A 13967-nucleotide genomic window follows, 5' to 3' on the forward strand; every position below is an offset into this window, starting at 1 on the left:
TTCTCCTCGTTAGTAGCCATATCCAGATGGTGGTAGTAGCTCGTAAAGCTCACTTTGTAGCTGACTACACATATCTTCAACCACATATCCAAGACTCGCATCCAAGCGCTTCTGTACCCATATACGCATTGCCATATGGTTATTAAAGCAAGGCTTGATTCCTAAAAAGCGTGCTAGATTATAACCAGGTTGAATACATAAATCATAAATCAACATATTGGCGATAGTATTGGCATCCTCACTGACATAGCCATTAGGCTTAAACTCGGCAAATAGCTTGTCATAATCAATAATTTTCATTTTGACGTCTCCTTGTCAGTAGATGCTTGAGCCATCTGGCTTCGACTTACGAGTGCTTCAAAAGCACTACCATCCTGGCGTGTCATATTTGGTACATAGCGGCTGTATGTATTGAACAGCATTTTGGTGGTTGAATGACCCATCTGATAAGCAATCCACTCAGGGCTCTCACCAGCAGCTAGCCAGAGAGTGGCCGCAGTGTGCCGAGTCTGATAGGCATTGCGCTTTTTAAGGCCTAACGCCTTAAGCGTAGGGTGCCAAACACGCTTATTCACATTGTTGTAGTCAAGTGGCTCGCCTGTGTGCGAACAAAAGACATATTCAGATCGCTTATAAGTGACCTTGTGCTGCTCTTTTAAAGCATCATAGACCCATGGAGACATTTGGATGGCTCTATACGACTCTTGGGTTTTAGGCGGCACAACTTTACCTTTAACGAGCGCTTGATTGATAACGATTTCTCGGCGGTCAAAATCAACATTCTCCCAAGTTAAACCGTCAATCTCGCTGGTTCTCATTCCTGTAAAGAAGCGCACAAGATAGTAGTTTCGATAATCCTCCCTAACCCAGTTAATAAACTTCCAAACTTCATCTAACGTGAAAGGCTGAATACTCGTTCTTGGTTCCTTAAGCGATTTTATGTCCTCATAAGGATTTTCAAACTTGTAGCGTTTGGAAGCTTCTTTTAGTATCATACCCAGAGGTACCATTATCGAATTGATGCGTGCCGCTGACAGATGTTTGTTAGTTTTTCCGCGCGTAACTTTGGCGAGTGATGAACGGAAAGCTAATACATCTGTCTTTTTTATGCCTTCAATGGGCCTACCATTGAACTCAGGCAGCAAGTACATATCCAAGATTTCTCTTACTTTACGCCTTTGTGTTGCGCGCCATTCTATCTCCTTTTCAGAAAACCATAGCTCTGCAAACTGCTTAAATGACGGTACATTTGTAGTGATGCATTCTTTTCGATCACTTAGATACATCATTCGTTCAGCTTTATCACTTTTAGGAAAGTACTGAGCGTAATTGAAAGTACCCAAAACAATTTCAGCTTCCATTCTTTCAATTATTTTTTGCAACTTCTTACGGTTTTCAGGGGTGTCAATCAAATTTGTTGTTTCGCGACAGCGGACTCCTAAGTATCGAAAGTCAACAAACAGCTTTTTCCCTCTGCTTCTAATGCTAGCCATAATAGCCTCCTTATTGTAATGCCATGGCGTTGATGCTGCCGGACACTCCGACACGCATATCTTTTTCAATCTCTTCCCAAACATAAAGGATTTTTCTACCACCAAAAGGTCTTATGTAGTGGATACCTTCGATCAAGACACTGTCTTTCAGTTCATTACGAATCGTTCGAGGGGTATACTTGATGCGTTCAGAAAGCTCTTGGGTTGTTAGGTAGGTATGTGACATAATACATTCCTTATATAAAGTTTAATTATGATGGTACTTTTAAATACCATAGTTGTAATTTAGCACATTTTTATAACTATGCAAGTACTTTTTACAACTAAGATTGGAGTTTTACTGTGATAGTTAATCATTTACCGACTTTGTTAGCGGAAAGAAGGCTAAAGGTAGCGGATGCCGTACGGGCGACAGGAATCAGCAAAACAACGTTACATAAAATATATAATGACCAGTCGTCGAGAATCGACTTCGATACTATTGATAAGCTATGCGAGTTTTTAGAAGTTGAAGTTGGAGATATATTTGAATATGTTCCTGCTGCAGAAGATCAGGATTTGAAAAAGTAGAGTAAAGGTCAAAGTTAAGAGGTTTATGAGTCAGAGAATTTAGGGCAGGCACAGCTTGGGCACAATCTGGGCACACGGTTTTTTTACGAGTTATAAAGATAGACTAAATCAATGTGCTACGACGAGAGGTGGGATAGGTGTCAGCCCTTATATTACAGGCAAAAAAAATCCCCAATCATAAGATTGGGGATTTTCGAATCTGGTAGGCGTAATCGGATTCGAACCAACGACCTCTACCATGTCAAGGTAGCGCTCTAACCAACTGAGCTATACGCCTATTTAGGTTGAGCATTTTAGCAAGTTTTTGGGACTTTGCAAGCACTTTCTATCGAAACTGTGATTTATTATTAAATAAACACAAAATCACGCATTATCCGACTATCATTTGGCTATTTACAATAGCTTACGTACGTTTTCTTTGAGCTGCTTAAGTAGTCGTTGGTACTCAGCGCTATTAGCATCAAACGTACTCATTCGCCCATAGCGTAGCTGCCGATAATCTTGTTTAATCTGCTCTATATGCTGTTGAGTCACATCTAGGTTGTCTGTCTCTAAGCTGTTATCAAGGGTGTCAGAATTATCAGGAACAGCAAGGCTAGCTGCTAAGCGTTCAAGCCATGCTAGCTGCCCTTCACTCTCATCACGAGCCAACAACGAATCATACTTACTCAAGCGTTTAGACAATGTCACTAGTGGCAGGTCTGCTGGATGCCAACGCTTACGTCGTCGTTGCCAGATCATCAGCGCAAGTATACTGACCACGGTCACGGCACTGGCAGCCAGCCAGACAATCTGCTGCATAATCGAGCTGATATTGAACCATTTGAGTAGCGAGCCTGCTTGCTTGTCCTGATCATAGCCGACGATGTCTTTTTGCCAATAGTAGCTGGCTTGATCAGAGAAACGGCGCAGAGTTTGCAGCATTTGATACTGCTGATAGCTGAGCTGTGCGCCCGCACCATCGCCAAACATCGCCGCGCCTTGACTTTGCGTCAGTGCATCCATCTCCTGCTCGACACGCTCTGGCGCGACAAACGCTGTTGGATCCACACGTAGCCAACCTTGACCCTCAAGCCATACCTCCGTCCAAGCGTGAGCATCCATCTGCCGCACTTCCCACACGCTGCCGCCCCGACTCGGCTCACCGCCTTGATAGCCTGCCACCACTCGTGCGGGGATACCCGCTGCACGCAGCATAAAGGTAAAGCTAGAAGAATAATGCTCACAAAACCCTGCTTTGGTATCGAATAAAAACTCATCGATACGGTTATCATTCAGCCGTGGCGGTGATAGCGTATAGCGAAACTCGCTCTGATTGATCCAGCGCTCAAGTGCTTGCATATAGCGCACAGGATCTGAGCCTGACTCGGCAAATAGCTGCTGAGCAAGGGCGCGCGCTTGTGGATTGCCATTGTCAGGCAATGCCAAGTTGACACGCCGAGAGGCTACACCAAGCACTGGATCGATACGCATGGGTGCAAAACGCAATACATCATAGCGCAGCTGCTGCGTGACAGGCTGATCTTTTAATAAGGTAAAGTCTGAGGTAATACTGACGTCTGAGCGCTGAGCAAACGGATAATCCAGCCCAAATAGCCAGTGCTGCTGAGTTGGTTCTAGTATGATTTCGTAGTGATTTGGCTCAAGCTGCACATTACTGGGTGCCGTGGCCAGTGCTCTATTCAGCCATTGCGGCTGTGTTTGCTGCGATTGCCACTGCTGCTGTGCACTTCGGTTAGGTCGCCATGTCACCCCATCAAAGTCGCTAAACACCAAGCCGCGCCAGTACAGCTCATCTTGAGATGGGCGCTCCTCTGCAAACTCAACCCGAAAGGCAAGCGCAGTGGATTGACCCAAATTGGCAAAGTCGCCAGGTGACATACTGTCTGAGACACCTGTAGTCGCCTGACTTCCTGATAGCTGCACTGACCATAGCGGCGGCAAACGTGGGAAGAATAAAAACAGCACCACTAATAACGGCAATGCTCCAATCCCTAATACCCCAAGCGTACGCAAACGTCCATCACCGCGTCTATTGCCATCATCATTAAGAGCAATAAAGGCCAGTAACACAACGACAGTACCTATGATGACCTCTAAGGTGGTGACCAACCCTTGATCCATCAAAAACAGCGCCGCAAGCACAAACAGCGATAAGTTCAATACCACATAGGCGTCGCGGCGCTTATACAGCTCCCACAATTTGCTAATCAAGCACAGCACCAAAAACGCCACGCCCATATCCAGCCCAAACGCTGCGTTATAAGTGAGCCACAAACCCGCCAGCCCTAACAAAAACCCAAGCATCTGCATGCCTTGATAAAGGCGTTTTAGATGGCGCGCTTGTCTAAACTTGGCCTTAATCGGTGGTAGCTGAGCCATGATACTGACTACCGCAAAGCCCATCAACCATAAGGGCAGGTGCGCCGCATGCGGAAACACCACCACGACCTGAGCCAATAGCACCCAATAATAAGCTGGTAATGCTAATAATTTGCTGTGCCATTTTTTATTTGTGGTTGAGCTATCATCTATCTTCTGATACTGACCGAGCGCCAACTGCTCAAAGCTTGGCTGTTTTGCCAAATTTGTAAAAGTAGCTGTGCTGGAAGTATTATGAGAATCGCTCATGGTGCTTTTGCCAATCGTAATAGGGAGGCTTGTACAAATGATTCGCCTTGACCGATGGTAGCGACAGAGTGGGCTTCATTGGGCAGCTGCATCTGAAAAGGTACACCAAGCTTACCAAGGGTAATGACGCCGTGCGCCAATTGCGCGAGCTTCTGCTCATGATGGGCAGCTGGCATGTCTGCATAATCTAGCACCTGCTCCACACCGATTGGATCAGCAAAGTGCTTGGTAAGCATGCCCTGACCTCGTGCCACATGCGCCCAAGATACGCGCGCCAATGACTCGCCTTCGATATAGTTATCCAAACGCTCAAAGTCATCTTGACCCTGAGTATGCTGACTATAATGCGCACCCACAGGCAAATCATCGACACTGGCCGTCATATACTGCGCCTGCCAATCAAACGCTAACGGTTTAGGATAGACCCATGCGCGGCGCGCAAAGTATACATATGACCAAGCACGCATAATACCTAGCGGATAGACGCTGCTAATCCTCAGTCTTGGTAGCTCAAGTTGGCCACGCTTATCCATCATGACAGGCAAGCGAATGATTTGCTGGTCTTTTAGACTTGGTAGCAATACTTTTGTCTCGCTGTTGAGGTTGAGCTGACTTTGAGCGTTACGTTTACGCCTGTTTTTTTTGTTACTTTTCGCTTGTTCAAAGCTAAAGCTTAGCTGACGTCTGGGTTGTCGACTCTCACTCCGTACTTGCAGCGTCACCCAGACGGCTGAGCCTATCTCTGCTGTCGTAACGTCAAGCAAATCGATTTGCAAACCCGATATATGCGCAAAGGTCACATGAAAGCTGATCAACCAAACGCTGACCAGATAAAAGAACAAACCCAGCACCAAATTATTGCCATAGTTAATACCAGCGATAAAGGTTATCACTAATAGTACGGCGAACAGCGCCCCTTCTCGGCTAAAGAAAATATAGACATTGCGCAAATTCAACTTAACACTATCGCTTTTGGGCGCGCGCTTGGCAAACCAACGCGCCAATACGCCAGATGTTTCCGAGGCTGCCTTTGTAGGTTGAGCAGAGTCTGGCGCTGGCGGCGTTTGTGGTATTGGTACTGTCATAACTGCCCTATCTTTATCATGATAAACACGTAGAGAGCGTCTGTTTAAGTATACCTTTAGACAAGCACCGGCACCTCATTGATAATACGCTGAGCAATGGTCTGCGCTGCCTGCCCTCCATCGAAATGCAGCGGCATAAATCGCTGACCCAGCCTGTGATCTGTCACAGCGGCAAACACCGCTTGAATATCTTCTGGTGATACTTCTTGATGCCCTGACACATATGCATGCGCTTGTGCGGCGCGCTGCAGTGACAACACCCCACGCGGTGACAGCCCATGATACTCTTGGCTAATACGCGTTTTTGCGACCAAACGCTGCAGATAATCTAATACCACATCCGCTACATAGACTTGTTGTACCCCTTGGCGAGCCAACAATACGGCCTGCGTATCTAGCACCGCATCTAAGCTTGCTAATAGCTCACGGCGATCTTGACCGCGCAGCAACTCCCGCTCTGCAGCTGGTGACGGATACCCGAGCGATAAACACATCAAGAAGCGATCTAATTGCGATTCAGGGAGCGGATAGACACCCGCTTGCTGCATTGGGTTTTGGGTAGCGATAACAAAGAACGGCTCAGGTAATGGGTAAGAATACCCATCTTGAGTAACTTGCCTTTCTTCCATTGCTTCAAGCAAGGCACTTTGCGTCTTCGGACTGGAGCGATTAATCTCATCAGCCAGTAGCAACTGGGTAAAGATAGCGCCTTTACGAAACTCAAAGCTCTGCGTGCTTTGATCATAGATACTCATCCCTAAGATATCTGCTGGCAGCATATCATTGGTAAATTGTACCCGATTAAATGACAAACCAAGTAGCTGCGCTAGCCCTTGTGCCAGCGTGGTCTTGCCCATACCTGGCAAGTCTTGTAATAGCAAATGTCCCCCTGCCAGCACACAACTGAGCGCCAGCTTAACCACTTGCGGCTTATCCAGTACAATTTGATTGAGCTGTACAAGTAACTGCGCCACTTGGCGTTGATTGGTCATGTAGTTTGTACTATCACTAACCTCAGGTTTCTTAAAAATAGCGGATGATTTTATCAATACCCTATCTTCCTCTGGCAATAAGTCATAAGCATTGCTTTGGCGCATAATAAACTACCGAATTTTTTTTATGGTAAATATAGGGCGTATTGAACATTCACAAACATTCAGTACAAACAGTCATTATAAATGACTACTGTCAGCACCGAGACACACTGCACTATGATAAAGCCACCATAATTGATGTATAGCCAGTCCAATATGAAAAAGATACAGCGGAACTGGGATGAATTTTTTGCAGCCTCTGTCGGCGTAGGCACAGCAAGCTAGAAAAATTTATACCAGTTTCGCGTTATTAAATAACGCATCCATTTTATTTAGTATCGACTATACCATACCGCGCTTACTGATCCTCTGTAGAGACTGGTGCAGCAGCACGCAAGGTCGATAGATAAGCAATCACATCGGCGCGCTCACTAGCGTCTGGCATCGGATCTGACAGCATTTTTGAGCCAGGCATGGCTTTTTCAGCATCGGCAATATAAGGATCAAGCGTCTCAGCATCCCAAACCCAGCCTGAGCTGCTGAGTGCATCACTATAATCATAGTCTGCCAACTCTGCAGCAGACGCCCCATATATGTTCATCAGCTGCGGGCCTTTTTTATTCAGTCCAGGCGTCAGCTGATGGCACTGAGCACAGGCATCGCCGTAGATTATCGCCCCTTGATCGGCATTACCCTGAGTATATTCTGGCAGGGTCACAGGCGCACGATAATCTGCTGGCGTCTTCTCACAAGCACTCACTAAAAGCACTGCAATTAGCATACCACTAAGTCGAAACTTAATATTAATAGGCATATTTATATATTCTTTAGGTTTTTTTGATTAAGAAAGGTTCACGGAAAGACAATCATAGCAGGCATGGCCATGAAAGTAAGTAGATAGCGATAAGCGTTTGTATAATAGAAAGGGATGAAGCAAGCCGTAGCTCAGGTATTAGACTACGGCAGATTGAGTTTTTTAAACCACATTTATGGTATTGCTTGGCTCTTCAAAATAGTGACCTTGTAGATAGCGTGCGCCCACACTCCATGCCACTGACATCGTTACAGCTTCTTCAATATGAGGCATTAATACATCCAGACCCAACTCATTAGTACGTCCAATCAAGGATTTGATAGCTTCTAAGCTTTCTGTACTATCAATGTTTTCGACATATCTGTGAGCCAGTCGCGTCATATCAGGATGTACGAACTCGGCGATCTCAACTGATTTAGCAGAGGCTCCAAAGTTATGGATACTCAGCTGACAACTAACCTCTCTTAGTGATGAAAACTGTGACTTAGCAACGGTTAAATGATTGGCCACATCCTGTTCATTGAACTGCAATGTCAATGCCCCAGGTGCACCACCCACCGCTTTTATCAGCTGACTGGCAACATTGACCAACTTTTTATCTACCAATGAAGCGCTGGTCAATTGTATTAATAAGCGTGCTTCTGGATGCGTCCTGCGGACATCATTCAGTTGCCTACAAGCATTGATCAGTAGCCAGCGGTCTATTTTTTCACGTAAATCATGCTTCTTAGCGACCATCATAAATTGATCAGGGGTCAATACTGTATTGTCAGCATCGTTCAATGGGAGGCGCAAGTAGACTTCAAAAAAGTCACTACGATCATTATTGACGTCATAAATCGGCTGAAAGAGTACCTCAAAATGATTGTTGGTAATGGCATTTACTAAGTACTCAGCTAAGGCGTTTTCGTCACTACTAGCATACTCACTGGGATCATATATATGAATAGCATCACCGCGGTTCGCTGTCTCAACTCTGATATGACTAATGGCCTCAACGGCACGCTCAAGCAGCACTTGCGGCTCAGCCGCATTTGAGTCAATTTGTACAATACCGATACTGGCTGTGGTATTGGTAGTGTTTGTATCCACTTCGATGAGCATCTCACTGATACGCTGGCGAATACGTTCACCTAACGCCTTGAGTGTATCTGCTGTGACATTTTTCACCAATACCGTAAATGCAGTGTCACTAAAGCGACTGATATGAGCATCTGCTAACATCTCATCTAGCATTTCAGCCACTTGCTTGATGGTGGCATCTACCCCTTGCAAACCCAAACTACTGCTAATCTTACCAATACTATCTAGTTGAATGTATAATAAACCTGCATTACTTTTATCTTGCAATATTGACTGACATAGTGCCTCAAAGCGCTCTTCAAAGCCGCGGCGGTTAGTAAGTCCAGTGAGGTTATCTTGGCGCTCTGCAGCCGCTAAACGCTGAGCAATTTCAGCGCTGTTCGCACCACTCTGCTGAATGATGATTTGAGTCACTGGCTCACCATCTAACGTTGCAGCTGCCAACTGCAGTTTGGCCTCAAAGGTAGTGCCATCCAAACGCCGACTTTCGAAGTTAAACTCGACCTGCTCGCGATTACCTTTATCAAACTGACGCAAAAAGTTCTTAAACTCTTTAATGCTGTCTCCACCTGCGATCAAATCAATCACTGGCAGTCCTATGATTTCGTCCATCGATTCAAAGTTAAATAGCTTAAGGTAGGGGTCGTTAGCGAAGATATGAATGCCTTGATCAATATAAGCGACGGCACTTTTGGAGTTTTTGATCAAAATATTGGCGCGCTGCTCAGCTTCAGACAGGACGTGTTGGAGTGTTTGTAGCTGACGTCGGCAACGCAGGTTGGCGTGTTGTAGACATATCGCCATTACAACTTGTGTTTCTTTTTCTGCTAGCAGCGCTTTGACCATAGTACCATCAATGACTGCGGGCATGCCGTCACCATTGCGCCCAGTATTTGCCATCTCATCACTCATCAAACCGACTAGAGGCAAGTCAAGGCTTTGTTCCTGAACGATACCGACCACATCAGTGAAGCTTATGTCATAAGCGCGGCCAAAAACGAGAACATCCCACTGATGACGCAGGGATTTCATCAGCTCCTCTTTATCATCCAAAAACCCTAGATTTACCTCATCGTAGTAAGCAGACAACAATCTAACCAGACGCTCAGCATATAGCTGATCATCATCTATCACTAATAAGTTCAAGAGGGACTTGGTGTGCATATCAGGCCTTTTTATTCTTGTAGGGGCTATTTTGGAGCAATCATCAGCTTTTCTGTCAAATCCATTATACCTGAGTGGCTTTTGATTATCGAACCCGTATTATAGCGTGATAGCGAATGATGTCATCAACTAATGAAGGATATATTTATAGCCACAGCAACCCATATCAGCCATTTCTAGCCTTTATCGAGGACTGTATATTTGACCATAACAATTTTTGAGGGTATTAATATCGTGCTACAGACGGACAAATTTATACTGGCTAAACTCCTCACTATTAATCAAACACTGCTGTAACCGCAACGGCTCTTGGTTGTCATTGATACGCATCATCACTCTGTCTCCAGTTTGAAAGCGGTAAGAAGGTACGATGACACTGTAGTCAGTTTGCAAGTCTTCATCACCTGCCATGAGAAAGGCCGGAATAAAGTTTTGACTACGCTGGTCTATATTACCTCTATTATCCAAGCGTAGCGCACAGGCAGTCAGCTCATGGCCGAGCACCTGCCACTCTACCTCGACAAGCTTACTCTCAAGATTGAGCCAACGCACCATACCCAGCGACCATTTAAGCTTGCTACTGTCATTTGGGCGACACAGCAAAAACATACTCATCAATGACAGCGGTGGCGCGCTACCTTGCTTACCTTCTCTCTTGTTACTCTGAGTTTTATCCAATTCAACTGGCTTGACAGACAAAGAGGTCTCTTCAATCACAGGCTGATGTTTGTGCATTTTAGTTAAGTTTGACTGCCTCGTTGCCATTCGATCTGCGATAATGGCTTGTCGCTGCATGATGTCCTGCGCTGATAATAACTGCATCAGCCTTATTTGTGATGTGGTATCGGTACTATCAAAAGTGTCTACATAGAGCTTAATAGAGTTGTGCTGTTTTTTAGCATCTTGGTCATTAGTATCTTCTTTAACACCTTTATCTTTAATACTTTGATCATATTCTTTAGGCTGCGTATCGTAGCTTGGCAACTGCTCAATCGGTAGTTCTTTTGCAGCAATCATACTCATTAGGCTATGTCCACCTGCCACATGATAATGTATGGCGTCAAAACCAGTAATGACTGTTGCCCGCAGCTTAGGACTGAGCTTGGCAGGTATGGTCGCTTGCCTGTTAATGTATCGGTGTTTGATGGCCATTAACACTTTAGCGACTAATTGAGCTTCTATGCTCTCGTAGCCACTTTCAAGTAGCACTTGTTGACGTTGTTGCAGGTACGATGCTAGAGGGTCAAGCTCAATGAACAAGCAGTTGAGATACTCGTCATACGGATTGATGGTGGAGTTTGCTGTCAGATAAACTGGCGGGCTACTGCCTTGCAAATCCACAAAAACACGCGTATCGGTTATTGGCTCTATGGTTGCCTTGGTGTGGGCTGACCATGAGGGTAGCAAGCGGTGTATCAATATGATATTTGCCCTGCGCATGGCACGGGTATTCAACAAGCTATGCAGACATATCTGAAGATAAATCTCATGAATACTGATTGCCTGCCGCACCACTACATGCTCGCTGAGATTGACATGAGTGATGTCGTGCCGATGAGCTAAGTAGTACAGCTGATTGATCGCTTCCCATAAATGCTGCTGAGCATTTTCATATGAGATAGCTTGCTCATACAGCAACCTTTGATAAGTAGCCAGTGTTTGATAAATGGCAGACGCTAATGTGATAGGAGGCTTTTTGCCTAAAGAAAATATCTGTCTCCAGCCTGTGACTGCAGAGGTTCGCTGTTGATAATCTAATCTCTGACTCTCTCGCCTTACAATGCCATCATAAACCAGAATACTTAAATAATATAACGACTTAACTTCTGCGCTATATTGCAACTGTTCGCTATTCAGCGCTCCTGACTCATTGATATAGTGCTGACGCAATGAGGCAATCAAGCGATCGGAGGCCGTAGCAACAATACCCATCAGCTTAAGACGCGGCTCATCCTCCAAGTCAGATACTGCCAACTCAGTCAGTATTTTTTCAATTTGATCCAGTTGCTGCGCTTCTGTTTGCGTGGGTAGGGTTACTGCCCATTTAAGCAGTTGCTGCTCCTCCCCATTGATATACTTGCTTGCAGGCTGTGGCAAGGGCACCTTAGACGATAGATACTCTTGAAAAGCCGATAACGTGATCACAAGTGCTCCTTAATGACGGTATGAACCAACGACCGATATAGTCATAATAGGTACGCTAAAAACCACCACTAATGTTTGGTAATTTAAGGTATCCTAAGTTACCATTTTGAGCACTCTGCTACTTTTTGTAAATGTCAACTGGCACCTTAAAAAGTCTGTTCGGCAACTCTCTGACCAGTTTTGGAACCAAATATCCAGGAAGCTCAGCCAATAACGACCAATAAAGCTCGATAGCTAACCGCTCGTCGCTATCGAAGTGAGCAGCGCCAGCGACCTTATCTAGGACATGCAAATAATAGGGCAGAACACCAGCACTGAACAAGCGCTGATTCAAAGCCCCTTGTGTCGCGACACTATCGTTGATACCTCTTAATAAAACGGCTTGGTTGAGTAGCGTAACCCCTGCTTTACGCGCACGCTGTAAGTACTCAGCTGTATTTGTATCAATCTCATTGGCGTGATTACAATGTATTACCATAACGATATGACAGCGACTTTGAGCCAGACGATCCAATAGGTCATTGTCTAAGCGTTCGGGGATAACCAGAGGCATACGTGTGTGCAAGCGGATGGTGGTCAGCTGCGGGAGTGCTTCTAGTGTATCGAGCCAAGCAAACAAACGACGATTGGAGACGCTTAATGGGTCGCCACCACTTAAGATAACCTCATTTATATCAGGATGCGCTTCTATATGATTGATAATGGCTGCATGGGCAGAGGTTGTGGGCATATTGGCACTATAATCAAAGTGCTGACGGAAACAATAACGACAGTGAATAGCGCACGCCCCTGTAATCGTCAATAAAACCCGCGACTGGTACTTATGCAGCAGTCCTTTGGTTGGATTTTGCTCATTTTCGGCCAATGGGTCAGTGACGTAGCCGCTCACCGCGACTTGCTCTTGTTTGTCAGGTAAGACTTGCCTTAGTAAAGGATCCTCGGCGTCCCCAACCCTCATCTTGGCAACGAAGCCACGTGGAACACGCAGCTCAAAGTGCTCAGGTATATAAACCTGCGGCTTTAAAGACTCAAGGTTGAGCATAGTGAGCAACTCATCTACCGAAGTGACTGCTTCAGATAATTGTGTTTGCCAGTTTTTTTGTGTGATTAAATGGTTTATCATGACACCCTAATACATGCGCCTAAAAACCGACATTATACGCTGTAAGTCAGCACTCTATCAAAGCATGCCAACCAAACCTATCTGTTCACCTCTCCTTATTCTTGATATGATCGGATTAATGTTTTATTAGCGTCAAGTTTGGCGGCGCGTTGATGATTGATTTACTCTCATCCAAACTACTGATTATTAATTATTTATTACTAATTAGAGTTACTAGTAACCCTTAGGAGTCTCTTGTGGCACATTTTTCTACCAACGAATTTAAAGCCGGTCTCAAGATAATGCTTGATGGCAACCCTTATTCCATTATCGAAAACGAGTTTGTTAAACCTGGTAAAGGCCAAGCTTTTAACCGCGTAAAAATGCGCAACTTACGTAGCGGTAAAGTGCTCGAGCAGACCTTTAAGTCAGGTGAAAGCTTAGAAGCAGCCGATGTGATCGATACCGAAATGAACTATCTTTATAACGATGGTGAGTTTTGGCACTTCATGCACCCTGAGACCTTTGAGCAGTTGCAAGCAGATGCAACGGCCATGGCTGATGCCAAGATGTGGTTAAAAGAGAATGGTAATGACTTATGTACCATCACTCTATTCAATGGCGTCCCTCTTGCAGTGACCCCGCCAAACTTTGTAGAATTACAAATTACTGAAACAGATCCTGGCGTCCGCGGTGACACCTCTGGCGGCGGCGGTAAGCCTGCCACTCTAGAGACTGGCGCAGTGGTTCGTGTACCTTTATTTGTACAGCAAGGTGAAGTGGTACGAGTAGACACCCGTACTAGCGACTATCAAACTCGCGTCAGCTAATATAGCTAAGGCTTTG

General features: G+C 45.3%; 12 protein-coding genes and 1 tRNA gene. 2 read left to right on the forward strand and 11 right to left on the reverse strand.

The features are described from left to right. Nucleotides 1–9: 9 nt before the first annotated feature. From JMY01_RS09830 to JMY01_RS09840, 3 genes are read right to left on the reverse strand one after another with little or no spacing between them, the layout of a single operon-like run. Complete coding sequence (locus tag JMY01_RS09830; RefSeq protein ID WP_201575415.1) at nucleotides 10–300, reverse strand: hypothetical protein; 291 nt, start codon at nucleotides 298–300, stop codon at nucleotides 10–12. Beyond that, on the reverse strand, nucleotides 297–1493 hold the full coding sequence (locus tag JMY01_RS09835; RefSeq protein WP_201575416.1) for a site-specific integrase: 1197 nt from the start codon (nucleotides 1491–1493) through the stop codon (nucleotides 297–299). The genes JMY01_RS09830 and JMY01_RS09835 overlap by 4 nt, the downstream gene beginning before the upstream one ends. 10 nt (nucleotides 1494–1503) lie before the next feature. Continuing rightward, nucleotides 1504–1719 carry a hypothetical protein gene (locus JMY01_RS09840; protein ID WP_007393965.1) on the reverse strand — a complete coding sequence of 72 codons (216 nt, stop codon included), beginning with the start codon at nucleotides 1717–1719 and terminating at the stop codon, nucleotides 1504–1506. Between the two features lie 116 nt (nucleotides 1720–1835). Between JMY01_RS09840 and JMY01_RS09845 the strand changes: the two genes are divergently transcribed. Beyond that, nucleotides 1836–2063, forward strand: a complete 228-nt coding sequence (locus tag JMY01_RS09845; protein WP_201575417.1) for a helix-turn-helix transcriptional regulator — start codon at nucleotides 1836–1838, stop codon at nucleotides 2061–2063. Nucleotides 2064–2263: 200 nt separating this feature from the next. Here the strand turns inward: JMY01_RS09845 and JMY01_RS09850 are convergent. From JMY01_RS09850 to epmB, 8 genes are all read right to left on the reverse strand, one after another. Further along, nucleotides 2264–2340: transfer RNA gene (locus JMY01_RS09850), tRNA-Val, on the reverse strand. A gap of 116 nt (nucleotides 2341–2456) precedes the next feature. Next, a complete protein-coding gene (locus tag JMY01_RS09855; protein WP_201575419.1) occupies nucleotides 2457–4694 on the reverse strand; it encodes a DUF3488 and transglutaminase-like domain-containing protein in 2238 nt (745 codons plus the stop codon). Further along, the gene (locus tag JMY01_RS09860; protein ID WP_227677827.1) at nucleotides 4691–5779 is read right to left on the reverse strand and encodes a DUF58 domain-containing protein; all 1089 of its coding nucleotides are present in this window, start codon (nucleotides 5777–5779) and stop codon (nucleotides 4691–4693) included. The genes JMY01_RS09855 and JMY01_RS09860 overlap by 4 nt, the downstream gene beginning before the upstream one ends. A 56-nt stretch (nucleotides 5780–5835) precedes the next feature. Then, nucleotides 5836–6876: a MoxR family ATPase gene (locus JMY01_RS09865; protein WP_201575421.1), complete on the reverse strand. Its 1041-nt coding sequence runs from the start codon at nucleotides 6874–6876 to the stop codon at nucleotides 5836–5838. A gap of 295 nt (nucleotides 6877–7171) precedes the next feature. After that, the gene (locus JMY01_RS09870; protein WP_201575423.1) at nucleotides 7172–7627 is read right to left on the reverse strand and encodes a cytochrome c family protein; all 456 of its coding nucleotides are present in this window, start codon (nucleotides 7625–7627) and stop codon (nucleotides 7172–7174) included. A 162-nt stretch (nucleotides 7628–7789) separates the two neighbouring features. Next, nucleotides 7790–9874, reverse strand: coding sequence for an EAL domain-containing protein (locus tag JMY01_RS09875; protein WP_201575425.1), 2085 nt, complete (start codon nucleotides 9872–9874; stop codon nucleotides 7790–7792). A 237-nt stretch (nucleotides 9875–10111) separates the two neighbouring features. After that, nucleotides 10112–12019, reverse strand: a complete 1908-nt coding sequence (locus JMY01_RS09880) for a hypothetical protein (RefSeq protein ID WP_201575427.1) — start codon at nucleotides 12017–12019, stop codon at nucleotides 10112–10114. 118 nt (nucleotides 12020–12137) lie between these two features. Continuing rightward, nucleotides 12138–13142, reverse strand: a complete 1005-nt coding sequence (gene epmB / locus JMY01_RS09885; RefSeq protein ID WP_201575429.1) for an EF-P beta-lysylation protein EpmB — start codon at nucleotides 13140–13142, stop codon at nucleotides 12138–12140. 236 nt (nucleotides 13143–13378) lie between these two features. Between epmB and efp the strand changes: the two genes are divergently transcribed. Next, on the forward strand, nucleotides 13379–13951 hold the full coding sequence (efp, locus tag JMY01_RS09890; RefSeq protein WP_201575431.1) for an elongation factor P: 573 nt from the start codon (nucleotides 13379–13381) through the stop codon (nucleotides 13949–13951). Nucleotides 13952–13967: the final 16 nt, after the last annotated feature.

The organism is Psychrobacter sp. H8-1 (assembly GCF_904846575.1).
Classification (GTDB): domain Bacteria; phylum Pseudomonadota; class Gammaproteobacteria; order Pseudomonadales; family Moraxellaceae; genus Psychrobacter; species Psychrobacter fulvigenes.